The organism is Actinomadura sp. 6N118, from assembly GCF_044326415.1.
In the GTDB taxonomy this organism is placed as follows: domain Bacteria; phylum Actinomycetota; class Actinomycetes; order Streptosporangiales; family Streptosporangiaceae; genus Spirillospora.
On the sequence record NZ_JBIRAZ010000003.1, the window covers coordinates 427,583 to 451,021 of the forward strand.

Below are 23,439 nucleotides of genomic sequence, written 5' to 3' on the forward strand. Positions count from 1 at the left end.
CCTCTCGCTGAGCACGGTCTCCCGTTGAGCACGGCGCGCGCCGTCCCACACAGCTTCCGGCGCGCGCCGTCCCACCCCGGCCCCACCGGGCACCGCAACCGGCACCGGCGTCGGCTACCAGTTGGGGTGGCCGATGTCGGTGCCGTCGGTGATCGCCATGTCGCCGGTGCCGTCGAGCCGGATCGCCCGGATACGGGGCTCGCTGTACGAGCCGCGCACGTAGGCGAGCCACTTGCCGTCACGGGACCAGTTCGGGTCCATCTCGTGCTGCGAGCCCTTGGTGAGTCGCCGGTCGTCGCTGCGATCGGCATTTATCACCCAGATGTTGCCCTTCGGGTAGGCGTCGCGCGTGTAGGCGATCTTCGTCCCGTCCGGGGACCACTCGGGGTCGTTGGCCGTGACGCCTTCCTTGGTCACCTTCGTCCAGTTGGACGGGTTGGCGATGTCGAGCGTGTAGATCGCCTGGTCTCCGTCGCGCTTGCTCCAGAACACGATCGTGTTGCCCTTGGGCGACCACATGGGGTCGTCCTTCTCGGAGCTGTCAGAGGTGAGCTGCTCCGCCGTCCCATCGGCGATCGTGATGATGGCGATCTGGCGTTTGTCGCCGTCCTTGACCATGCCCGCCAACCGCGTGCCGTCCGGCGACCAGGTCAGCCGGCCGCCCGCCAGGTCGGAGTACACCTTCCGCGGGTTGCCGCCGTCGCCGTTCGCCACCCACGCCTCGTGGTTGTCGCCGACCTTGCGGGTGAACGCGACACGGTCGTCGATGGGGGAACGTTCCGGCAGCGTGTCGCACGCGGACCCGGTGATGACCCGCTCGACCTTCTTCGTCACGGGCGTGAAACGGCCGATGTCGGCGTAACACTCTTTGGGCCAGCCCTTTTGGGTGTCGACCCGCACGAACATCGGAGTGGTCGGCAACGGTGCGCCTCCGACGGCGGCGGTCAGGTTGCCGTCGGTGTTGTTATTGGCCTTCTTGTCGTCCGACTGCAACATCCAGACAGCGGCACCGGCTCCGCTGGCCGCGACGAGGGTCAGCGCGGCCGCGCCCGCCACGACGAAACCGCTGCGCTTCGGCCGCTCTCCCCGGGACGACGGCGGCCTGGGAACCGGCCGGACAACCGGGGGCTCCGTAGGCGGCTCGGCGCCATGCCGGGCAGGCTCATGCCGGACAGGCGGGGTTGGCGGAGCGGACTCGGCGTGCGAGGCCGACCGGGCATGCTCACCCGGGGCCTGACGAGCTGGAGCATGCGGGGCCTGGGCCTGGGCGTGGGCCGGGGCCGGCGGGACTTCGGGCATCGGACCAGGGGGCGGCAGCGCCGAATGCCTTCGCATCGCCGGATCCGTCACGGTCTCCCCTGCGGGATCCGTGTGGTCAGACCAGCCACCCCGCGGCTCCGGCGGCGCGAGCGCACCGTTGGCTGCCGGAGGCACCTCTCCCAGGCGCGGCGACTCTGCCTCGTCCCCCCAAAGCTCGGCGGGAGGCGGCGGGGCCTGCGGTTCTGCGGGCGGCGACTGCGACGGCGATCCTGCAGCAGCTGCCGCCGGTAGCTGCCAGCCCATGGGCGATGCCGCGTCTCCACCCGAAGGGCTGGGCTGAGGCCCCTGCTGGGGCTCCCGGCGTCCCTGCTGGGCTTCCTGGCGTCCCTGCTGGGGCTCCTGACGTCCGTGCTGGGGCTCCTGCGGCCCCTGGTGGGCCTCCTGGCCTGCCTGCTGGGCTTCCTGCGGCTGCTGCTGGGGCGCCGCCGCCGGTGGTTGCGGGGGCGCAGGCTGCTGCCAGGCCTCCCTACCGGCTGGTGCAGGCGGCGATGGCGGAGGTACCTGAGGCGGTGCGGATTGCGGGCTCTCCGCCGCAGGCGGCGGGCCCTGCAGGTTGACGGGCGACGGCGGGCTCGCGACCGGCGGGGATGACGGCTCGGGAGCCGGCGGCACGTACGGAGCAGGCGGGGCGGCGAAGGCCTCGCCCAGATGGGTGGTGATCTCGGCTTCGCCGCCTGCCCCGCCCACCAGCGAGAGGAGCAGCCCGCGTGCCGAGGGGCGGCGCTCCGGCTCCTTGCTGAGCGCGGTCCGCACGAGCGAGGCCAGCGGGTCGGTGAGGGCGCCGAGCTCAGGGTCGGCGTGCAGGGCGCGGCCCACCATGATCTGGAACGAGCCGCTGCCGAACGGGTTGCGGCCGTTCGCCGCGTACGCGACGAGGCATCCCCAGGCGAAGATGTCGACCGAGGGCGAGATCTGCTGGGTGAGGATCTGCTCCGGCGCGATGTAGCCGGGCGTTCCGACGACCTGGCCGGTCTTGGTGTGGGACGTGGCGGCGTTGAGCGCGCGGGCGATGCCAAAGTCGATCACACGCGGGCCGGAGATCGACAGCAGCACGTTGCTCGGCTTGAGGTCGCGGTGGACCAGCCCGGCCGAGTGGATGGCGACGAGGGCCGCGGCGACGCCGACCGACACGCCGTGCAGCATGCCCGGCGTCAGCGGCCCGTTCTCCTGGATGTGCTGGAGCAACGACGGGCCGTCGATGTACTCGGTGACCATGTAGGCCATGCCGAGGTCCTCACCGTGGTCGAGGACCTGGGCAGTGCAGAACGAGGCGACGCGTTCGGCGTTGGCCATCTCGTCGTTGAACCGCGACAGGAACGCGGGGTCCTCGGCCAGTTCCGGCCGGACCACCTTCACGGCGACCAGCTGGCCGCCAGGTGCACGGCCCAGGTAGACCGCGCCCATCCCGCCTTCGCCGATCTTGGCCTCGAGCTCGTACGGGCCGACCCGTGTCGGGTCGCCGGAACGCAGGTCCTTCAACCCGGCCCCCGGCCGAGACCGTTGGTCCGACATGCGATCAACCCCTTGCACCCCGGGGGCCGCCCGCCCGTTCGCGACCCGGTCCCCACCCCGTTTCAACACGATGGCAGAGGAGTGCCCTTCAGGCCAGATGCCCGAAGAGGTCAAGGTTGCGTCAAGGCCGACCCGGTCCGCGGCAAAACTCGGGGAGGCGGATCCGAATCCGCCGTTTCGCCACTTCCATCAGCATACGCTGACCAACCAGTCGTATCGCTCCATACCAGGTCACAAGGTCATCGGGGGATGCTGTGCTCACGCGAAGACGGCTGCACGCTCTGGCGATGCCCTGTGCCGGAGTGCTCGCCTTGCTGGCGGGTTGCTCCGGACCATCCGCGCAGCGCCCACAGCATGCGATTGTCGACGTCACCGCTGTTCACACGATCAACCCGGGCTCCGTACCCGGCCTGACCGCGGTGACACGGAGTGAGCAGGACGACCGCCGCCGTCTCTTCGCGGGATATCCCAGCATCGCCGGGGCCGAGCCGCTCACCGACGCGCTCGCCAAGGCGGTGGACGCCCAGATCCGGCCGTTCAAGGCCGACACGAGGGAACGCAGCACGCTCCCCGGCGGGAACGTTCCCGAACTCAACGTCCAGTGGTCGCTCGCGGCCGCGTCCGGCGACATCGTGGGCGTGCGGCTGCTCTCGGACCGGTTCCTGGGGGTGTCGGGAGGGCTGTCACGGCAGACCATCTGGTACGACGGGGCCGCGCGCGCCGTCCGGCCCTCCGCCACCCTGGTCGACGGCAGGTCCGGGCTGGCCCGTCTCACCGAGGCGGTCCGCGCCCGGCTGGGCACCGAGACCAATCCCTCCCAGGTGCGGGCCGATCCGAACACGTTCACCTCGATCGTCTTCAACGAGCAGGGCGACATGGTCGTGGAGTTCAGCGACTACTCCGTCGCGCCCGGCGCCGCCGGCCGGATCGCGGCGGCGCTCCCCCACGACACCTACGGCCCGCTGCTGTCGGAGTTCGGCCGCCGCGCCCACGACGCCGCCGTGGCCACCCCGCCGAAGCTCGCCCTCCGCTCATCGGCGGCGACGACGGCCCCCTCCGCTCCTTCGACGCGACCCCCCGCGCCCCCGCGGACCGACTGCACCAAGGCCAAGTGCATCGCCCTCACCTTCGAGGACGGCCCCGGCCCGTACACCGCGCGGCTGCTGGACATCTTGGCCGCACGCAAGGCCCGCGCCACGTTCTTCGTCGTCGGCGCCAACGCCGACGCCGACCCCGAACTGCTGCGCCGCGAGGCCGCCGAAGGCCACGAGATCGGCAACCACACGCAGAGTCACCGGGATCTCAGCCGGCTCCCCGCCATGAAGGTGAACTCCGACATCCAGCGCACCGACGAGATCGTGCGGGCGGCGACCGGGAAGGCCCCCACGTTGCTGCGCCCTCCGTACGGCGCCGGCAACGCCACCGTCGCCGAGGTGGCCAGGTCGCTCGGGATGCCGCAGATCCTCTGGAACGTGGACACCCGGGACTGGCACGACCACGACGCCAGGGTCATCGCCGACCGGGCGGTGTCGAAGGCCCGGCCAGGCGCGATCATCCTGCTGCACGACGTCCGCCGCAGCTCGGTCGAGGCGGTCCCGCGGATCCTCCAGCGCCTCCAGGACGAGGGGTACACCTTCGTGACCGTCTCCGACCTGCTCGCCGGCCGGAGGATCGCCCCCGGGAGCACCGTCAGGTCGTGATCATGTCGAGCCGGCGCAGGATGACGCCCTCGCGCAGGGCCCAGGGGCAGACTTCGAGCTCGGTCAGCCCGAAGAGGTCCATGGCCGCGTCGGCGACGATCGCACCGGCGGGAAGCTGCTCCGCGCGCCGTTCGGAGACGCCGGGCAGGTCGGCGCGTTCCGCTGCGGTGATCTTGGCCAGCTGGTCCGCCCACTCGGTGAGCGCCTCGTGCCGCAGGGTCCGCCGGGCGAACGGGCCCTCCGATGACGGCGCGGCCCCGGTGATGCGGGCGAGCTGCTTGAACGTCTTCGAGGTGGCCACCGCGTGGTCGGGTACCCCGTACCGCACGACCTCCCCGACATGCCGGGCGATCTCGGCGCGCACGTGGCGGCGGAGCTTGCGCACCTCGTCGGCGGGGGGCGGATCGGAGGTGAACCAGTCGCGGGTGAGCCGCCCGGCGCCAAGCGGCAGCGAGATCGTCACATCCGGGTCCTCGTCGATGCCCGCCGCGATCTCCAGCGAGCCGCCGCCGATGTCGACGACCAGGAGCCGCCCGGACGACCAGCCGAACCAGCGCCGGACGGCCAGGAAGGTCATCTTGGCCTCGTCCGGCCCCGACAGGACCTTGATGTCGACCTGTGAGCGTTCCCGGATCCGGTCGAGGACCTCCACGCCGTTGGCGGCGTCGCGCACCGCCGAGGTGGCGAACGCGACGACGTTCTCCACCCCCTTGTCCTCGGCGATCTGCAGTGCCTCGTCCACGAAGGCTCCCAGCAGTTCCTCGCCCTCCGCGGAGAGCCGGTCGCCGTCCTCGAGATGGGCCGCCAGCTTCAGCTCGGCCTTGTGGGAGAACGCCGGCAGCGGGCGCGCACCCTGGTGGGCGTCCACCACCAGCAGATGCACCGTGTTCGAACCGACGTCAAGCACTCCCAGTCGCATGGGCATGACGCTATCGAACCAACGGACCGTCAAATGCCACCGCACCACGCCCAACACGCCGGAAAGCCTCGGATAACGTTACGTCCGTGACCGAAAAGCGCAGCTGGCGCGTACCACCGCCCCAGATCGTGGTGAAGTGCGCCGCCGCTCTGGTGCTGGCGGCGCTGGCCGCCCTGTCGATGGACGACCCGCAGCTGGTCTTCCTCGCCGGGATCGCCGCGCTCGGCGCCGCTGCCCTCGCCCTTCGCGACCTGCTGGCCCCCGTGCGTCTGACGGCCGGCGCCGACGGCTTGACCGTGGTGAACGGGTACGCGGGCAAGCGGCACATCCCGTGGTCCGACGTGACGGCGATCCGCGTGGACGAGCGCCAGCGCCTCCTCATGCGCACCCGCCTGCTGGAGATCGAGACGCCTGACGACCTGCACCTGCTGAGCACCTTCGACCTGGGTGAGGACGTACGAGACGTCGAGGCCGAGCTGCTACGGCTCAACACCCGCGACTGACCGCCCGAGGCACACGATCAGTGCGGCGGGTGGGCGGAGCGCGCAGCTTCGGTGAGGCGGGCGGCGATTGCGCCGATGCGGTCGACGAGTTCGGGTGGTTGGTGGACCTCGAAGGGGACGTCCACCAAGGCGACCCAGACGGCGAGCTCGTTGAGGGTGTGGGCACCGCAGCGGAGAGTGCAGGTGTGCTCGTCGATCGGCTCGACCGTGCCCATGGTCGGGGGGATGTGCCGGGCCACGGTCGCGGCGGGCGCGTGGAGGGTGAAGACACCCTGGTAGCGGTACGGGGCACTGGAGATCGCGCGGGAGGTGAAGGCGGCCATGTCCGTGTCCGGCGGGTCCCGGGGGACGAAGCGCGGGCCGTTCGGCGTGCGGAGCCGCATTCGGTCGACCCGGTACGTCCGCCAGTCGGCCCGGTCGATGTCCCAGCCGACGAGATACCAGCGGCGCCCGGAGTGGACGAGCCGGTATGGCTCGGCGGCGCGCACGCTCTCCGCGCCATCGTGCGCCCGGTAGTCGAAACGCAGGCCCTCGTGGTCGCGGCAGGCGGCCGCGATCGCCGTGAGCAAGGCGGGATCGATGCCGGGCAAGGCGTCCGTCATCGGAACGGTCATCGACTGCAGGGCGTGGACACGATGGCGCAGGCGGGACGGCAGCACCTGTTCCAGCTTGGCCAGCGCCCGTACGGAGGTCTCCTCGATGCCGGAGACCGAGCCGCCCGCCGCCGTACGCAGGCCGACGGCGACCGCGACAGCCTCGTCATCGTCGAGGAGCAGAGGCGGCAGGTCCGTGCCGGCGCCCAGCCGGTAGCCGGACACCCCGGCCGTGGCGTGCACCGGATAGCCGAGCTCGCGGAGCCGGTCCACGTCCCGGCGGACGGTCCGCGCGGTGACGCCGAGGCGCTCGGCGAGCTCCGTCCCGGACCAGTCCCGGCGTGTCTGCAAGAGCGAGAGCAGCCTTAGCAGCCGTGCCGACGTCTCCAACATGTCTTGAGTGTGCCCCATGCCTAGGACTGAACTTGTCCTAAGTGATTCCTAGGTTCGGTGGCATGACGTTCAAGAGCCAAATCCGTCCGTTCCATATCGACATCCCCCAGGCCGAGCTGGACGACCTGCGCGACCGCCTGGCGCGCACCCGCTGGCCCGACGAGCTCCCTGGGGTCGGCTGGTCCTACGGGGCGCCGGTGTCGTACGTGAAGGAGCTGGCCTGGTACTGGCGTACGGGCTACGACTGGCGTGAGCACGAGGCGGCGCTCAACAGGTTCCCGCAGTTCACCACGGAGATCGACGGGCAGAACATCCACTTCCTGCACGTGCGCTCCCCCGAGCCGGACGCGCTCCCGCTGATCCTCACGCACGGCTGGCCCGGCTCGGTGGCCGAGTTCATGAAGATCATCGGCCCGCTGACCGACCCTCGAGCCCACGGCGGCGACCCGGCCGACGCGTTCCATGTCGTGGCGCCCTCGCTGCCCGGCTTCGGCTTCTCCGGGCCCACCCGCGAGACCGGCTGGAACCTCAGGCGCGTGGCCCGGGCCTGGGAGGAACTGATGAGCCGCCTGGGGTACGAGCGGTACGGCGCCCAGGGCGGCGACACCGGCTCGCTCGTCTCACCCGAGCTGGGCCGCGTCGCTCCGGACAACGTGGTGGGAGTTCATGTGAACGGCGGCCTCGGCTTCCCGACGTTTGATCCTGCGGAGAGGGAAGGGCTCACGCAGGCCGAGCTGGCCCGGTACGGGCTCTACACCGACCAGGACCGCGCCGGCTACGCCATGATCCAGTCGACCCGTCCGCAGACGCTTGCGTTCGGGCTGCACGACTCACCCACCGGCCAGCTCGGCTGGATCGTGGAGAAGTTCCAGGAGTGGACCGACCCCACCCACGAGCTGCCCGAGGACGCCGTCGACCGCGACCAGATGCTCACCGACGTCACGATCTACTGGCTGACCGGCACCGCGGGCTCGTCGGCACGCCTTTACAAGGAGGGCGCCACCGACTGGGGCCAGCCGGTCGGGCAGTCCAAGATCCCCCACGGCGTCGCGGTGTTCCCCGGCGACGTCGGGATCCGCCGCATCGCCGAACGCGAGCACCGCGTGGTGCACTGGTCGGAGTTCGACCGCGGCGGCCACTTCGCCGCCATGGAGGTCCCGGACCTGCTCGTGGAGGATGTCCGCGTGTTCTTCCGCCTGGTCCGGTGAGCTAGCTCCACCTCTCACCTTCAACGTGGAAGGCCCCGTCGTTCAGGTCAGAGCCGGGCGGGATCGCATCCCTGACCTCGGTGGTGCGTAGCGCTGCGCCGCTGAACCGGGGACGGCCAGGACCAAGGCAATGGCCATGACCTCGGCTTGGGCGCCATGCGTGACCGGTGGAGGTGACTTCCACCGCTTGGCGACTCTGAGTAAATCTGTCGTAGCGGGCTGCTATGTTCGTGCTCATGAAACTGGTCGTGCAGCTGAAGCTCCTGCCGACGCTCGAGCAGGCGTCTGCGCTGGAGGCGACGCTGCACGCCGTCAACGCCGCGGCCAACCATGTGTCCACTGTGGCGTTCAAGCGAGAGGTGTTCTCCCGCAACGACCTGCAGAAGATCACGTACGGGGAGGTGAGGGCCGGGTTCGGGTTGTCGGCGCAGCCGACGGTGCGGGTGGTGAAGAAGGTGGTCGACGCCTACACCACCCTGCGCACGAACATCGGTGCCGGGCGGCTTGGCCCGGAGGGTTCGCCGCGCCGGGCCAAGGCCGAAGGCAAACCGATCCACTTCCGCCCTGATGCGGCACAGCCGTTCGACGACCGCTGCCTGTCCTGGCAGACCGATGCCCGCACCGTGTCGATCTGGACCACGATGGGCCGGTTGAAGGGCGTGGCGTTCACCGGGTCGCCGACCCAGCTCAAGACGTTGGCCGAGCATCGGCAAGGCGAGAGCGACCTGGTGTACCGGGACGGCATGTGGTTCCTGGTAGCGACCTGCGAGGTGCCCGAGGCGCCGCTGAACACCGACCCGGCCGATTGGGTCGGTGTCGACCGCGGCATCGTGAACCTGGCCACCACCAGCGACGGCGACAACCACCAAGGCCGCCGCCTGGCCCGCTACCGCCGCTGGCACGCCCGCAAACGCGCCGAGCTCCAGGCCAAGAAGACCCAGGGAAGCCGATCGGCCGCCCGTTGCCTTACCAAACGCGCGCACCGGGAAACCCGACACGCCACCCACACCAACCACAAGATCAGCAAGGAGATCGTGTCCGTCGCCGAACGCACCGGACGCGGCATCGCGCTCGAAGACCTGAGCGGGATCCGCGACCGGGTACGGCACCGAGGCGACCAGCGGGCCACCCTCTCCACCTGGCCGTTCCACCAACTCGAACAACACATCCGCTACAAAGCCCAGCGGGCCGGGGTCCCGGTCCAGGCCGTGGACCCGGCCTACACCTCCCAGACATGCCCACGCTGCGGGCACGTCGCCAAGCAGAACCGTTCCACCAGAGATGATTTCTGCTGTCGCCGGTGCGGGCTCGCTGGCCCCGCCGACGTCGTCGCCGCCGTGAACGTCACACGACGCGCACGAACGGCGTGGGTGTTCGTCAACACACCCGCACCACAACGGACCTGACACCTCCCGAACTGGTGGATGCGACCCGTCACCGCCCCCTCGTCCAGGGCAGTCAGGGAGCGCGACCCGGCTTGCAGGACCCGAACCCAAACTCGGTTCCTTCAGAGCCGAGAAGTTGACCTAAGCTCAAGGGACATGCCGAAAGATCTGTTTGGCTTGCCGCTGTGGGCGGCGCTCGTCGCCGCGATCCTGATCATCTTCGTCCGGGGCCAGGCGTACTACTGGATCGGCCGCGGGCTCGGCGCCAAGATCTACACGTCCCGCCTGGGCCGACGCGTCGGCGAGGAGCGCCTGCGCAAGGTCGAAGCCCTGGTCGCGCGCCGGGGTGCGCTCGCCGTCTTCGCCGCCCACTGGGTCGCCGGGCTCCGCCACGCGATCCCGATCTGCGCCGGCGGCATGCGCATGCCCCTCCCCCGCTACCTCCTCGCCACCGTCCTCGGCTCGATCCTGTGGACCTCCATGGTCATGCTCGGCGGCTACGCGCTCATCTGGGGCTGGCTGGAGATCGCGGCCCGGTCGCCGCTCATCGCCGCGGCCGCCGGCGTCGCGGCGCTCGCCCTCCTCGTCGCCTACCTCGCCTACCGGCGCCACCGCGCGGCCGAGCATCCCGCCGAAACACCGGACAAGGACGGTGCCCACGTCTGATGGCGGTGATCTGATGGCGGTGATCGTGGCCTTCCATGCCCATCCCGACGACGAAGCGATCCTCACCGGCGGCACCCTCGCCCGTGCCGCCGCCGAGGGGCACCGCGTGGTGATCGTGGTCGCGGCCGACGGCCTCATGGGGCCGCGCCCGCCCCACGAGCCGCCCCGGATGCGCGAGCTCCGCACCAGCGCCGCGATCCTCGGCGCCGCACGCGTCGTCCACCTGGGATACGCCGACAGCGGCACCGGCCCGGTGCTCTATCCCGATCCCCCGGACCGGCCCCGCTTCGTGCGCGCGGATCCCGGCGAAGCCGCCGAACGCCTAGCCGCGATCATCCGCGAGGAGAAGGCCGATCTCCTGCTCAGCTACGACCCCAACGGCGGCTATGGCCATCCCGACCACGTCCGGGTGCACGAGGTCGGCGTGCTCGCCGCCCGGCTCACCGGGGTCCGCGTCCTTGAGGCCACCATGCCCCGCGACACCGCCGCCCGCCTGCTCGCCCTGGCCCGCCGCCTGCGCATCCCGGTCCGGTACGATCCGGCCGCGCTCGACTCCGCGTACAGCCCGCGAGCCGAGATCACGCACATCTACAGCGTCCGCCGCTTCGCCCGCCGGAAGCAGGTGGCCTTGATCTCCCATCGCTCCCAACTCAACGGCACAGGCCGTCTGGCCCCCGTCGCCAGGGTCGTGACGAGACTCCCGGCCCCGGTCTTCGGCCTCCTGTTCGGCCGGGAGTGGTTCGTCGAACGTCACTGATCCACCCTCACTGATCCACGTAGTTGCCGGCGTACGACTCGGCGGGCGGGATCTCCTTGATCACGTCGATGAGGACGCCGTCGGGGTCGGCGACGATGAAGTGGCGTTGCCCGAACTCCTCGGTACGGATGTCGAGTTCGGGCTTCAACCCCTCGCCGACGACGAGCCGCTCCCATTCGGCGTCCACATCCTCGACCTCGAAGTTGAGCAGGAGCCCCTGGACCGGCTTGCGGTAGGCCTCGGGCAGCGTCGGGTGGGTGAAGTCGAGCAGCGCGAGCTCGTATGGCCGTTCACCATCACGGCGCAGGCTGATGTACCAATCGGCCTCGAACGTCACCTCGAACCCGAACAGCCGGATGTAGAAGTCGCGGGACTCGGCCAGGCGAGTGGCGCCGAGCACCGGATAGAAGCTGGTCAACTTCACGGGACATCCCTTTCACGTACCGATGGTATGTGACGGTAAGCTAATTGACCTACCATCGGTATGTCAACGGGAGCCCGAATGGCGAGCAGGGCGGAGCAGCGGGAGCAGACCCGGCGGACCCTCGTGCGCGAGAGCAGGCAGCTGTTCGCGGCGAAGGGCTACGCCGCGGTGGGCCTGTCGGAGATCGTCCGGGCGGCCGGGGTCACCAAGGGGGCGCTCTACCACCACTTCGAGAGCAAGGCCGAGCTCTTCCGGGCTGTCCTTGAGGAGGTCCAGCGCGAGGTCGGCGAGACCGTGGCCGCCACCGCCGACGCCCATGAGGATCCGTGGGAACAGTTCACGGCAGGTTGCCAGGCGTTCCTCACCGCCAGCACCGATCCCGACATTCAGCGGATCATGCTCATCGACGGCCCGGCCGTGCTGGGCTGGAACGGATGGCGCGCGATGGACGAGGCAAGCTCGGCCCGCCATCTGGCCGAGGCCCTCGCCACCCTGATCGAGGCGGACCTCATCGCCCGCCAGCCCGTCGCCCCGCTCGCCCACCTGCTGTCGGGCGCCATGAACGAGGTGGCCCTGTGGCTCGCAAGCTCACCCGGAGACCTGGACGACACCCGCGCCGCCCTGGCGCAGATGCTGGACGCCCTTCGCAAGGACTGACCTGGACGGCCACCACATGAGCGGCGTTAGGCTTCCGCGATGATCGATGACCACCTGGCGCGCATCGACGAGCTGCTGACGACGCCCTTTCCCACGGAGGAGGGCTGGCACGGGCAACGCTTCAGCGGACCACGGCACCACGTGCTGGTGTTGCGCGCCAGCCAGGACTTCTGGGACGACCGCAGCGAGGAGATCGTCGAAGCGGCCGAGGAGCTGATCGACACGGACCTCAGAGCGGTGGCCGGGGAGCTGACCCAGCGCTGGGGCGAGCCCGAGGTCGTGGATCTGATGACCTATCTGGAGGTTCCCGCGCCCGAACCGGTCGCCAAGCTCTCCATGCTCACGTCGACGATGATGCGCTGGCGGCCGCCGGGTGAGCGCTGGCTGGCGCTCGCCGTCGGCCAGGAGGACAGCGAGTTCCCCATCGAGCTGATCGCGGCGGTCGGAACGGCCTAGGCGTAGCGAAGCGACCCCGTGCAGCCGAACGGCCGCGCGCAGAGGGGCAGGCCGCGCGTACCGGGACAGCTCGGGTCGTCGATGTCAGGCGGGGAGGTCGTCGTCGGCGGTGGGGTAGGAGCTCTGCGCGCCGGGCTTGCGTACGGCGGCGGCGCCCACGCGTACGGCATAGCGGGCCGCGTCGGTGAGGGTGTCGCCGCGGGCGAGGCGGAGGCAGAGGGCGGCGGTGAACGCGTCACCGGCGCCCGTGGTGTCGACCGCCTCGACCTTGGGCGACGGGACGGTGGTGACGCCCGTGGCGTCGGCCGTGAGGGCGCCGCCGGGGCCGAGGGTGATGACGACGGAACGCGGGCCGCGCCCGAGGAGCGCCGTGGCCATCGTGGCCGGGTCGTCCTTGGTGTCCAGGAGGAACGCGGCCTCGTGCTCGTTCACCACCAGAGGGTCACAGAGGGCCAGGAGGTCATCGGGGATGGCGGTGGCCGGCGAGAGGTTGAGGACTACCCGGGCGCCGTTGGCGGCGGCGGCGCGGGCGGCGGCCTCGACTGTGGGGAGGGGAATCTCCAGCTGGAACGAGACGACGGCGGCGGAGAGGAGTTCGGAGTCGACGTCGGAGGGTTCCAGGTGGGCGTTGGCGCCGGGCGAGACGATGATGCTGTTGTCGCCGTCCGGGTCGAGGGTGATGAGGGCGACGCCGCTCGGGCCGGGGGTGACCAGGAGATGCCCAAGGTCCACCCCGGCCCCGGCGAGGGCGGCACGAAGCAGGTCGCCGTGGCCGTCGTCCCCGATGCGGGCGAGGATCGCGGTCCGTGCCCCGAGGCGGGCGGCGGCGACGGCCTGGTTGGCGCCCTTGCCACCCGGATAGGTGGCGAGGTCCGAGCCGAGGACCGTCTCTCCCGGGGCGGGCCGCCGGTCGACGCTCACCACCAGGTCCGCGTTGACCGACCCCACGACGACTACTTCGTGCGTCACCTGATCTCCTAGTGGTGGGACTAGGACGCGAACTCGGACGCGTTGGCCTTGGTCGCGACCTTCACCGGCACGGCGTTCGTTGACTCGATCTTGTCACCCTTCGCCGCCCGGATGGCACTCTGCACCGCGATCTGCCCGAGGAGCCGGGGCTGCTGGGCGACCGACGCGGTCATCGTGCCCGCCTGGACCGCCTTGATGCCGTCCGGGGTGCCGTCGAAACCGACGACCTTGACCTGGCCGCCTGACTTGGCGCCCAGCGCCTTGACCGCGCCGAGGGCCATCTCGTCGTTCTCCGCGAAGACACCGGTGATGCCGGGGTTGGACTGCAGGAGGTTGGTCATGACGTCCAGGCCCTTGGTCCGGTCGAAGTCGGCGGGTTGCTTGGCCACGATCTTGATGTTGGGGAAGGCCTTCATGCCCTCCGCGAAACCCTGGCCTCGTTCGCGGGACGCCGACGTGCCCGCCTGACCCTGAATCCACGCGACCTCGCCCTTGCCGCCCATGGCCTCCGCCAGCGTCTTGGCGGCGTCCCTGCCTCCGGCGACGTTGTCGGACGCGACGAGCTGGGCGACGGTGGCGTTGTTCACGTTGCGGTCGGCCGCGATCACCGGGATGCCCGCCTTGTTGGCCGCCTGGACGGCGGGCGACGCGGCGTCGGAGTCGACGGGGTTGACGATGATCGCCTTCATCCCCTGGGTGGTGAAGTTCTGCAGCTGGTTGGCCTGCTGGGAGGCGTCGTTCTGCGCGTCGCTGACGGTGAGGTCGACGCCCTGGCGCTTGGCCTCGGCCTCGGCGCCCTGGCGGAGCTGGACGAAGAACGGGTTGTTGAGCGTCGAGACCGACAGGCCGATCTTGGTGCCGCCTCCCGTGCCCGAGCCGGTGCCGTTGACCGCGACGGCGATCGCCAGCGCGGCGACGGCCGCGACCACGACGCCGCCTCCGGCGTAGAAAGTGCGTGGGCTGAACGAGGTGCCCCGCCGCCGCAAGGTGTCGAGGAGCACGGCCAGCGCGATGACGACGCCGATCACGACCTGCTGCCAGAACGCGTTCACCGACAGGAGGTTGAGCCCGTTGCGCAGCACCGCGAGGATCAGCGCGCCGACGAGGGTGCCGAACGCCTTGCCCTTCCCGCCCGACAGGCTGGCGCCGCCGATGACCACGGCCGCGATGGCGTCCAGCTCGTAGCCGGAGGCCGCCTGCGGTTGCGCGGAGGAGAGGCGGGCGGCGAGCACGACGCCCGCGATGGCGGCGAACGCGCCGGACAGGGCGTAGGTGACGAGCTTCTGCCGGGAGACCTTGATGCCGGACAGGCGTGCGGCCTCCTCGTTCCCGCCGATCGCGTACATCGCCCGGCCGCTGTAGGTGCGGGCCAGGACGAGCGCGGTCAGCAGGCCCATCGCCGCCATGACGATGACCGGGACGGGCAGGTACGAGCCGATCGTGTCGCCCAGGTGGGTCACCGCGTCCGGCAGCGCGATCGGGCTGCCCTCGGAGATGACGAGCGCGAGGCCGCGCGCCACTCCCAGCATCGCGAGCGTGGCGATGAACGGCGGCAGCTTGCCGTAGGTGATGAGCGCGCCGTTGACCAGACCCGCGGCGACGCCGACAGCAATGGCGATCACGAGCGCGATCGGCCAGGGCACGCCGTGGTCGGTGGCGGTCCAGGCGAGCACGACGGCGGACAGCGCGGCCACCGCGCCGACCGACAGGTCGATGCCGCCGGTGACGATGACGAACGTGACGCCGAACGCGAGGATGGCGACCACGGCCGCCTGGACCCCGACGTTCAGCAGGTTGTCGACGGTCAAGAAGTCGCCGGACAGCAGAGCCAGGGCCACCACCAGGATGACCAGCCCCGCCAGCGCCCCGTTCTCACCGAGCAGCCGCGCGGCGGTCTGCCTCGACCCGCCGTTCTGCGAAGAAGGCTGCTTGCGCAGCGTGTCAGTGGACATCGCTTCCCTCCACTGCGGCCGTGCCGCCGTTCACCTGCGTACTCGTCCCATCGGTGACGGCCAGCGCCATCACCGCGTCCTGTGTCGCCTCGCCGGCCGCGAGCTCGCCGGCCAGCCGGCCGCGCGCCATCACCAGCACCCGGTCGCTCATGCCCAGCACCTCGGGGAGGTCGCTGGAGATCATGAGGACCGCGTGCCCGGTGGCGGTGAGCCTGTTGACGAGCCGGTAGATCTCGACCTTGGCGCCGACGTCGATGCCGCGGGTCGGCTCGTCGAGGATCAGCACCTTCGCGTCGGCGAGCAGCCACTTGCCGATCACGATCTTCTGCTGGTTGCCGCCGGACAGCGTGCGCGTCTCCTGGCGCAGCCCGCTCATCCGCACGCCCAGTTTCCCGGCGATCTCCTCGGCCGCCCGGTGCTGCCCGGCGCGGTCGACGAACCCGCCGCGGGTGGACCTGCCGAGCGTCACCAGGCCGAGGTTCTCCTGGACGTCGGCGCCCAGCACGAGGCCCTGACCCTTGCGGTCCTCGGGGACCAGGCCGATCCCGGCCTCCATCGCCGCGTGGACGTCGCCGCGGCGCAGCGTCCTGCCGCCGACGAGGACCTCGCCGCCGTCGTACCGGTCCGCACCGAAGATCGCACGGGCCACCTCGGTGCGGCCGGCGCCGACCAGTCCGGCGAGCCCCACCACCTCACCCGCCCGGACCTCGAACGAGACGTCCGCGAACGCGCCCTTACGGGTGAGCCCGCGCACCTGGAGCAGGGGTTTCCCGGCGTCCGCGGCCTCGCGCGGGTACTGCTGCTCGATCGAGCGCCCGACCATCAGCCGGACGAGCTCGTCGTGCGGGGTGTCCGCGGGCACCTCCGCGACGGACTTGCCGTCGCGCAACACCGTCACCCGGTCACCGATCCGCGGGATCTCCTCCAGGTGGTGAGTGATGAAGATGACCGCCACGCCCTGCTCGCGCAGCTGGTGGACGATCGCGAAGAGCGTGTCGACCTCGCTCGTCGTGAGGACAGCGGTGGGCTCGTCCATGATGAGCACCCGCGCCTCCTGGCCGAGCGCCTTGGCGATCTCGACCATCTGCGCGCGGGCGATGCCGAGGTCGCCCATCCGCTGCCGCGGGTCGGCGTCCACACCCACCCGTTCGAGCAGCACGCGGGCGTGCTCGGCCATCGCGCGCTTGTCGACGAGGCCGAAGCGGCGCGGCGGGCGGCCGAGGAACAGGTTCTCCGCGACCGTCAGCTCCGGAACCAGGTTGAACTCCTGGTAGATGGTCGCGATGCCGAGATCCTGGGCGTCCTGCGCCGAACGGATCCCGGTCTCCTTCCCGTCCACCACGATGCGGCCGCCGTCGGGTTGGTAGGCGCCGGAAAGCGACTTAATGAGGGTGCTCTTCCCTGCACCGTTCTCGCCGAGCAGGACGTGGACCTCGCCGGGCCGCAGGTCGAAGTCGACCCCGTCCAGCGCGACCACGCCGGGGAAGGCCTTGCGCAGGCCGTGCACCCGCAGGATCTCGCCCGGCGTTCCGGATTGTTCTGTCATGCCGGACCGCTCCCTTCCATCGAGTCGTTCTCACCGCATGAGCGGCGCACCACGAGCCGTGCCGACAACACCACCGGCTCCACCGCGCCGCCGCCGATGCGCTCGACCAGGCCGCGGACGGCCCGGCGGCCGAGGTCCTGGACGGGCTGGTCGATGGCCGTGATCGGCGGATCGACGTGGGTGAACCACGGGAGGTCGTCGTAGGAGGCCAGCGCGACCTCGCCCGGGATCGTGAGCCCCCGCGCCCGGATCTCGTCGAGGGCCCCGAGGGCCATGAGGTTGTCGCCGGCGAAGATGACCGCGGGCGGCTCGGGCAGGTCGAGCAGCCGCGCCGCGCTGGCCCGGCCGCTCGCCGCCTGGAAGTCGCCCGCCTCCAGGTATTCGTCCCGTACGGGCAGCCCGTGGTCCTGCATCGCGGCGACGAACGCGGCCGTGCGCTCGCGTCCGGTGGACAGGAACGCCGGGCCCGAGATGAACGCGATCCGCCGGTGCCCGAGCCGCCGCAGATGGCCGACCAGCTCCCCGATGGCCGCCGCCCCGTCCGCGCGCACCGTGGGCACGTCCAGCCCCGGCAGCGTCCGGTCGAGGAAGAGCAGCGGCTTGCCGTCCCGCACCGCGTCCTGCACGAGCGGGGTGATCTCGGCGGTCGGGCAGAGCAGCAGCCCGTCCACGCGCTGCTCCAGCAACGTGCGCACGTAGTGGTCCTGGCGCTCGGGGCGTTCGTCGGCGTTGCCTATCACGACCGAGTAGCCGAGCCTGCGGGCCTCGTCCTCCACCGCCCGGGCCAGTTCGGTGAAGAACGGGTTGAGGATGTCCCCGATGATCAGGCCGATCGTCCGGGTGGCGTCGGTGCGCAGCGACCGGGCCACGGCGTTCGGCCGGTAGCCGAGCTCCGCCACCGCCGCCAGGACCCGCTCCCGCGTCTCGGGTGTGACGGGCGCGCTGTCGTTGAGGACGCGGGAGACCGTGGCGACGGAGACACCCGCCAGCCGGGCGACGTCCTTGACGCTCGCCATGTCTCCCACCTCCGGGAATGCTCGTGTAAACGATTACATTCGACGTTCGTGTAAACGATTACACGCATCCGGTTCATCCCGCAAGTACGAGTTTGTCCGGCAGCCTCAGCACGGCGAGAGCGTCGAGAGGTCGACGACCTCCCCCAGTGACTCGACCGACGCGTAATAGCCGGACCCCACGAGCCCGCCCTCATCGGTCACCAGGAACGCGCTCGTCACCTCGGCCGGAATTCCCGCGAAGTCGGCCCACACCCGGTGCGCACCCACGAGACGTACACCGGTCACACGTAAGCCCCTCGGACCCGCCCAGGAGCGCGACTCCCCCCGATCACCCTCCATGAGATCGAAGTTACGTTGCGTGACATCTCCTCCCCGCGCCGCCCCCGCCCAGTAGCGTGGGCGAACGTGAGCGAGGTCCATGAATCACGGCTTGCGCGACGAGTGACGGACGCCGCCGAGGGACTCCTCAAACAGTCCAAGTCAGTGGCGCCGGTCGAGGTCTTCCTGAGCATCGGGTGGCTGCCGCGGCCGCGTGTGGACGAGTGGCGCCAGGGCAGGCTCGATCACTTGGAAGCGGCACTCTCCGTACGCCCGGACAAGATCTCGACCGCGCTCCAGGCCCTGCGCACCTGGGCCGAGCGAGGCGGCCTGGAACCGAGCGAGGCGGCGTACATCGCGGCGACCAGGGACCGCCGCCCCCTGCGCTTCACCGCGTCCGGCGACGAGGAGGCCGAACGTGCCTACCGGACGCACTGGATCTCGCCGGGCCTCTCCCCCGCCCAGCGTGAGAGGCTCGCCGCCAAGGACAACAAGGCCCCGGACCTGGTCGCGATCCTGCCCCTCAAGGAGTGGACCTGCGCCGGCTGCCACGGCACCGGCGAGTTCCTCGTCATGGAGGACTCCGAACCGCACTGCCTCACCTGTGCCGACATGGACCACCTCGTCTTCCTCCCCGCAGGCGACGCCGCGCTGAGCCGCCGCGCCAAGAAGGAGAGCGGGCTGTCGGCCCTGGTCATGCAGTTCAACCGGCGGCGCAAACGCTACGAACGGCGCGGCATCCTCATCGAGGAGGCCGCGCTGGAACGCGCCGAGGAGCAGTGCCTGGCCGACGAGGACGCGCGGGCGCGCCGCCGCGACCGCGACCGGGAGCGGCGCGAACGGCTGGACGTGACCTTCCAGCGTCAGATGGCCGCCGAGATCCTGCGGCTCTTCCCCGGCTGCCCACCCGAACGCGCGGAAGAGATCGCCGGGCACGCGGCGGTCCGGGGCAGCGGCCGGGTCGGACGTTCCGCGGCGGGCCGGGCCCTGGACGAGAACGCGGTCACGCTCGCCGTCGTCGCCTCCGTACGCCACCTGGACACCGACTACGACGACCAGCTGATGTCGGGAGTCCCGCGCGGCGATGCCCGCGCCGCCATCCGCGCGACCGTGGACGCGGTCTTGGACGGATGGCGGCGCTGAGCTTTTAGTCGCGTTCAGTCGCGGGAGCCGAGGAATTCGGTGCGGGCGACGATGGCGGTGTCGGGGTTGTCGCTGAACAGGGCGTCGATGCCCGTGCGGTAGAAGAGGTCGTACTCCTTGAGCGCCTGGCCGTAGTCGCTCCGCACGGTGCCGTTCCGCAGGTCGGTCGGCAAGAAGTCGTTCTCATTGCGGAAGGTGTACGGGGCGACCTTCAGCCTGGCCGCGTGCGCGTCCTTGACCAGGGACGACGCCGTGCCGAGAGAGCCGTCCGCCTTACGCGGGATGACGAGGTTCTTCTCCGGCCCGATCCAGTCGGCGTACGTGCGGACCTGCTTGAGCCCGGCGGGCGTGATCATCTGCGCGTAGGTCGGTCCCTTGCCGTTGGCGATGGTGTCGTACGGAGCACCCGCCGCCGAGATGGCCTGGAGCGCGGGGACGCGCAGCGACTTCGTCAGAATCTGCAGGCTGGTCGGCTCGAACGACTGGACGATGGCACGGCCGTCGCGGTGGTCAAGGCCGTTGCGCTTCAACGTCCGGATGACCACGGGTTCGAGCGGCAGCCCGATCGTGCGGAAGTACGTCGGGTGCTTGGTCTCGGGGAAGATGCCCACCCGGCGGTCGGCCTTGCGGCTCAGGCGCTTGGCGAGGTCGATGACCTCCTGCAGCGTCGGCACCTGGTAGCGGCCGTCGTAGAGGGTGTTCTCCTGCCGGATGGCGGGCAGCCGCTCCGCCGCGCGCAACGTCTTGAGCTCAGCGAGCGTGAAGTCCTCGGTGAACCACCCGGTGACCTTCGCCCCGTCGATCGTCTTGGTGGTCTTGCGGCCCGCGAACTCGGGGCGCTTCGCGACGTCGGTCGTGCCGCTGATCTCGTTCTCGTGGCGGGCCACGAGCTGGCCGTCCTTGGTCGGCACCAGGTCGGGCTCGATGTAGTCGGCGCCCATCCGCACTGCGAGCTCGTACGAGGCGAGGGTGTGCTCGGGCCGGTAGCCGGATGCACCCCGGTGGCCGAGGACGAGCGGCCCACGCGCCGCGGCGGCGTTCCCTGCGGCGTTCCCCGCGGTGTTCCCCGCCGGGGCCGCCTCCGCGGACCCCACGACCGCGAGCATCGGCAACAACACCGCGCCCGCCGCCAGCAGGGCGGCCTTGGCGCGGACCTTCCCCCTCAGGGCTGTACCGGCGACCATCTCGGCTCCTCTCCCGCGGTGTTCCCCCAGGCGACCATCGCCGGGCGGCTCACCGCAGCCCGGAACGTATCCAGCGCGGGGTACCCGGGCCAGGGCCTGGCCGATGACGGCCCGGCCAACCTTGATCGTCATTTCGATGAACGGGGGCGCCGCCCCGGCGCACACGAGCGCTGATCATTCCTGCCACAATTCCCCGCAAAAGGGGCACAATGACGGAGCGACGACGACGGGGCGGTGAGAAGTGAGCGGACCACAGGGCTTTGACGCCACGGTGCCGAACGCCGCGCGGATGTACGACTACTGGCTCGGCGGCAAGAACAACTTCGCCGCCGACCGCGACGCCGCCGAGCAGATCATCAAGATCACGCACGGCTGGATCCGTCACGACGCGCATCTCAACCGGGCCTTCCTGGGCCGCGCCGTGCGCACCGCCGCCACGGCCGGCGTCCGGCAGTTCATCGACCTCGGCTCCGGGCTGCCCACGCAGGAGAACGTGCACGAAGTGGCCCAGCGGGTCGATCCCGCCGCGCGGGTCGTCTATGTCGACTACGACCCCGTGGTCACCGCGCACGGGCAGGCGCTGCTCGCCGGGGAGGACGGCGTCGGCTTCGTGCAGGCCGACATCCGCAAGCCCGAGAAGATCCTCGACGACCCGGTCGTCCACCGGCTCATCGACTTCGACCAGCCCGTGGGTCTGCTCGCCGTGGCGGTGCTGCACTTCGTGTCCGACGAGGAGGATCCGTACGGCATCCTCGCCGCGTTCCGCAGCCGTCTCGTCCCCGGCAGCCACCTGGCCATCTCCCACCTGGAGAAGGACTCCTACCCGAAGATCATCGATCGCGCGCACGAGGTCTACCGGCGAGTCAGCACGGGGTTCACGGTGCGCGACCGCGACGAGCTCACCCGCATGTTCGAGGGTTTCGAACTCCTGGAACCCGGCCTCACCCATCCGGCGAAGTGGCGGCCCGACGACAACATCGAGACCGCCGAGACGTTCGCCCGCCTCGTCGGCGTCGGAGTGATGCGCTGAGACGGTCGGCGTCATGCGCTGACACGGTCGGCGTCATGCGCTGAGACGCATATCAGCCGAGGCACCGCCCAGCCGGGGTTATTGTCGGTTTCGTGCCGATCCCACGCCCGCGCGTGCCGAGACCGCGCGTCCTCTGCTGGTTTCTGCTCGCCGGCATGACGGGATACGCGCTCGCGTGGATGGTCGTCAGCCTCACCATCCTCGCGATGAGCACCTCCGCACGTTCCACCGAACGCGCACATCGCCCTCCGGTCAGCGTTCCCGGGATCCACAATTTCGCGCACGTCGACGGGCACCTGTGGCGCGGCGCCGCCCCCACCGGCGACGGCTACCGCCGCCTCGCCACCCTCGGAGTGCACACGGTCGTGGACCTGCGCGCCGAGGAGCTGTCTCCGGCAGCCCGCCGGCTTCCGGCGGACGCAGGGCTGACGGTCGTGCGTCTGCCCATGCGCGACGGCCAGGCTCCGACGCCCGACCAGGTCGAACGGTTCCTGACGGTGGTCGAGGGCGCCCAAGGCACGGTCTTCGTCCACTGCGGTGCGGGCGTCGGCCGGACCGGCACGATGTCGGCCGCCTACCTCGTCTCCACCGGTCAGGCGAACGCGGCGGACGCGACGTTGCGCAGCCTGGCGGTGGGCCCGCCCACCCTTGAGCAGGTCGCCTTCATGCGTGGACTGAACGGCGACCGCGTCGCGCGTCCCCCTGCGGCGGTGGTGGCCCTCAGCCGGATCGCCGATTCCCCCCGCCGTTCCTGGGCCCGCCTCGGCTTCTGAAGGCGCCCATCCGAAAAAGGGTGATTTGTTCACCCATAATCCGGCCGGCATCGAACGCCGCACTCACCCCCGTTCTCTCCAGCATGCGAAAGCGCCGCTACCTGCGACGCTGCCATCACATGACTCCCAGTTTCAAGGGTCAGTGAGATATCAGGGTCCGCCACGATGTGGCGTTCCGCGCTCTACGGACATCTTTGATCCCGCGCACACCGGTTCGGACACCAGAGTCGCGGGAGAGACCATTGAACGATCAAACGTCACCAATGCAGGCCGTCGTGAGCCTGCTGCCGGAATTCGGCTGCTTCATGGGTGACTCGCATGTCACCTTCTCCCCCGTGCCGGGACGAGTCCTGATCCATCTCGCCCTTCGCGGGGAGGTCACCCGGAAGGTGATAGCGGCGAGCCTCTGGCCCGACACCGAGCCCCTCCAGGCGGCCCGGCGGCTGAGCCAGGCGCTGTGGCGGATCCGCGGCAAGACCGGGAGCGCCCTGCTCAAGGTCGACGCCGATCGGCTCAGCCTGGCCCGGGACGTCTCGGTCGACTACTGCGCGGCCAAGTCCCTCGCTCACAACGTTCTCAGCGAGATCAGCCCGCCCGCCGACGCCGATCCGCTGGTACTGAAGCTGCTCGGCTCCGAACTGCTGCGCGGCGTCGAGGACGAGGAGATCGCCCATGAACAGGACCGCTGGGACCGCCTCAGGTCGCTGGCGTTGGAGAAGATAGCCGAAGCGCTCCTGCAGGCCGGCGACCCCGTCAAGGCGATCGAGGTGGCGCTCACGGCCTCCCAGGTGGACACGTTCGCCGAAAGCCCGCGTCTGATTCTCGCCTCCGCCTACCTCACGCTTGGTGACACGGTCAGCGCACGCCGGGTCTATCTGGAATACACGCGACTTGTGCGGCGGGAACTGCAGACCGATCCGAGCGCCGCTTTCCGTGACTTGATCTCTCTCGAACGGGAACTTCGCACACGCTGAAAAACAAGCCAGACATTCCGTCCCCTGCCGTGAGAAGATTC

Annotated in this window: 22 protein-coding genes; 12 read left to right on the forward strand and 10 right to left on the reverse strand. The window is 70.5% G+C overall.

Features of this window, described 5'->3' with window-relative positions:
• Window positions 1-114 precede the first annotated feature (114 nt).
• The gene (locus ACH34W_RS09750) at window positions 115-2,832 is read right to left on the reverse strand and encodes a protein kinase (protein ID WP_395960432.1); all 2,718 of its coding nucleotides are present in this window, start codon (window positions 2,830-2,832) and stop codon (window positions 115-117) included.
• A 287-nt stretch (window positions 2,833-3,119) separates the two neighbouring features.
• On the opposite strand from ACH34W_RS09750, the gene ACH34W_RS09755 reads away from it, so the two are divergent.
• Window positions 3,120-4,532 carry a polysaccharide deacetylase family protein gene (locus tag ACH34W_RS09755; RefSeq protein ID WP_395960433.1) on the forward strand — a complete coding sequence of 471 codons (1,413 nt, stop codon included), beginning with the start codon at window positions 3,120-3,122 and terminating at the stop codon, window positions 4,530-4,532.
• Here ACH34W_RS09755 and ACH34W_RS09760 read toward each other — a convergent pair.
• Entirely contained in the window at window positions 4,522-5,451 is a 930-nt protein-coding gene (locus ACH34W_RS09760; RefSeq protein WP_395960434.1) for a Ppx/GppA family phosphatase, read from the reverse strand. The genes ACH34W_RS09755 and ACH34W_RS09760 overlap by 11 nt on opposite strands.
• Before the next feature lie 86 nt (window positions 5,452-5,537).
• Here ACH34W_RS09760 and ACH34W_RS09765 point away from each other — a divergent pair, with 86 nt between their 5' ends.
• Window positions 5,538-5,954: a PH domain-containing protein gene (locus tag ACH34W_RS09765; protein ID WP_395960435.1), complete on the forward strand. Its 417-nt coding sequence runs from the start codon at window positions 5,538-5,540 to the stop codon at window positions 5,952-5,954.
• Window positions 5,955-5,971: 17 nt separating this feature from the next.
• Here ACH34W_RS09765 and ACH34W_RS09770 read toward each other — a convergent pair whose 3' ends face one another.
• Entirely contained in the window at window positions 5,972-6,940 is a 969-nt protein-coding gene (locus ACH34W_RS09770; protein WP_395960436.1) for a helix-turn-helix transcriptional regulator, read from the reverse strand.
• Window positions 6,941-7,002: 62 nt separating this feature from the next.
• Here ACH34W_RS09770 and ACH34W_RS09775 point away from each other — a divergent pair, with 62 nt between their 5' ends.
• From ACH34W_RS09775 to ACH34W_RS09790, 4 genes are all read left to right on the forward strand, one after another.
• Window positions 7,003-8,148 (forward strand): epoxide hydrolase family protein, encoded by a 1,146-nt coding sequence (locus ACH34W_RS09775; RefSeq protein ID WP_395960437.1) that lies wholly within the window; start codon window positions 7,003-7,005, stop codon window positions 8,146-8,148.
• Between the two features lie 236 nt (window positions 8,149-8,384).
• Window positions 8,385-9,554: an RNA-guided endonuclease InsQ/TnpB family protein gene (locus tag ACH34W_RS09780; protein ID WP_395960438.1), complete on the forward strand. Its 1,170-nt coding sequence runs from the start codon at window positions 8,385-8,387 to the stop codon at window positions 9,552-9,554.
• 135 nt (window positions 9,555-9,689) lie between these two features.
• On the forward strand, window positions 9,690-10,199 hold the full coding sequence (locus ACH34W_RS09785) for a DedA family protein (protein WP_395960439.1): 510 nt from the start codon (window positions 9,690-9,692) through the stop codon (window positions 10,197-10,199).
• Entirely contained in the window at window positions 10,186-10,956 is a 771-nt protein-coding gene (locus tag ACH34W_RS09790; RefSeq protein ID WP_395960440.1) for a PIG-L deacetylase family protein, read from the forward strand. The genes ACH34W_RS09785 and ACH34W_RS09790 overlap by 14 nt, the downstream gene beginning before the upstream one ends.
• 7 nt (window positions 10,957-10,963) lie before the next feature.
• Here ACH34W_RS09790 and ACH34W_RS09795 read toward each other — a convergent pair whose 3' ends face one another.
• On the reverse strand, window positions 10,964-11,380 hold the full coding sequence (locus tag ACH34W_RS09795; RefSeq protein ID WP_395960441.1) for a VOC family protein: 417 nt from the start codon (window positions 11,378-11,380) through the stop codon (window positions 10,964-10,966).
• Between the two features lie 78 nt (window positions 11,381-11,458).
• Here ACH34W_RS09795 and ACH34W_RS09800 point away from each other — a divergent pair, with 78 nt between their 5' ends.
• Window positions 11,459-12,037: a TetR/AcrR family transcriptional regulator gene (locus tag ACH34W_RS09800; protein ID WP_395960442.1), complete on the forward strand. Its 579-nt coding sequence runs from the start codon at window positions 11,459-11,461 to the stop codon at window positions 12,035-12,037.
• 39 nt (window positions 12,038-12,076) lie between these two features.
• A complete protein-coding gene (locus ACH34W_RS09805; RefSeq protein ID WP_395960443.1) occupies window positions 12,077-12,493 on the forward strand; it encodes a hypothetical protein in 417 nt (138 codons plus the stop codon).
• Window positions 12,494-12,577: 84 nt separating this feature from the next.
• Here ACH34W_RS09805 and ACH34W_RS09810 read toward each other — a convergent pair whose 3' ends face one another.
• The 5 genes from ACH34W_RS09810 to ACH34W_RS09830 all read right to left on the reverse strand — a co-directional run bounded on the left by ACH34W_RS09810 (window position 12,578) and on the right by ACH34W_RS09830 (window position 18,261).
• Window positions 12,578-13,462, reverse strand: a complete 885-nt coding sequence (locus tag ACH34W_RS09810; protein ID WP_395960444.1) for a ribokinase — start codon at window positions 13,460-13,462, stop codon at window positions 12,578-12,580.
• Between the two features lie 20 nt (window positions 13,463-13,482).
• Window positions 13,483-15,414, reverse strand: a complete 1,932-nt coding sequence (locus ACH34W_RS09815; RefSeq protein ID WP_395960445.1) for a substrate-binding domain-containing protein — start codon at window positions 15,412-15,414, stop codon at window positions 13,483-13,485.
• Window positions 15,404-16,960: a sugar ABC transporter ATP-binding protein gene (locus tag ACH34W_RS09820; RefSeq protein WP_395960446.1), complete on the reverse strand. Its 1,557-nt coding sequence runs from the start codon at window positions 16,958-16,960 to the stop codon at window positions 15,404-15,406. The genes ACH34W_RS09815 and ACH34W_RS09820 overlap by 11 nt, the downstream gene beginning before the upstream one ends.
• A complete protein-coding gene (locus tag ACH34W_RS09825) occupies window positions 16,957-17,976 on the reverse strand; it encodes a LacI family DNA-binding transcriptional regulator (RefSeq protein ID WP_395960447.1) in 1,020 nt (339 codons plus the stop codon). Before ACH34W_RS09825 ends, ACH34W_RS09820 begins: the two co-directional genes overlap by 4 nt.
• 105 nt (window positions 17,977-18,081) lie before the next feature.
• Window positions 18,082-18,261 carry a hypothetical protein gene (locus ACH34W_RS09830; protein ID WP_395960448.1) on the reverse strand — a complete coding sequence of 60 codons (180 nt, stop codon included), beginning with the start codon at window positions 18,259-18,261 and terminating at the stop codon, window positions 18,082-18,084.
• Between the two features lie 120 nt (window positions 18,262-18,381).
• On the opposite strand from ACH34W_RS09830, the gene ACH34W_RS09835 reads away from it, so the two are divergent.
• The gene (locus ACH34W_RS09835; protein WP_395960449.1) at window positions 18,382-19,437 is read left to right on the forward strand and encodes a DUF2293 domain-containing protein; all 1,056 of its coding nucleotides are present in this window, start codon (window positions 18,382-18,384) and stop codon (window positions 19,435-19,437) included.
• A gap of 14 nt (window positions 19,438-19,451) precedes the next feature.
• On the opposite strand, the gene ACH34W_RS09840 is transcribed toward ACH34W_RS09835, so the two are convergent.
• Complete coding sequence (locus tag ACH34W_RS09840) at window positions 19,452-20,621, reverse strand: glycerophosphodiester phosphodiesterase (RefSeq protein ID WP_395960450.1); 1,170 nt, start codon at window positions 20,619-20,621, stop codon at window positions 19,452-19,454.
• 241 nt (window positions 20,622-20,862) lie between these two features.
• Between ACH34W_RS09840 and ACH34W_RS09845 the strand changes: the two genes are divergently transcribed.
• The 3 genes from ACH34W_RS09845 (at window position 20,863) to ACH34W_RS09855 (ending at window position 23,398) form a co-directional block, all read left to right on the forward strand.
• Window positions 20,863-21,651: an SAM-dependent methyltransferase gene (locus ACH34W_RS09845; protein WP_395960451.1), complete on the forward strand. Its 789-nt coding sequence runs from the start codon at window positions 20,863-20,865 to the stop codon at window positions 21,649-21,651.
• Between the two features lie 92 nt (window positions 21,652-21,743).
• On the forward strand, window positions 21,744-22,424 hold the full coding sequence (locus ACH34W_RS09850; protein ID WP_395960452.1) for a dual specificity protein phosphatase family protein: 681 nt from the start codon (window positions 21,744-21,746) through the stop codon (window positions 22,422-22,424).
• Between the two features lie 242 nt (window positions 22,425-22,666).
• Window positions 22,667-23,398, forward strand: a complete 732-nt coding sequence (locus ACH34W_RS09855) for a BTAD domain-containing putative transcriptional regulator (protein WP_395960453.1) — start codon at window positions 22,667-22,669, stop codon at window positions 23,396-23,398.
• Window positions 23,399-23,439: the final 41 nt, after the last annotated feature.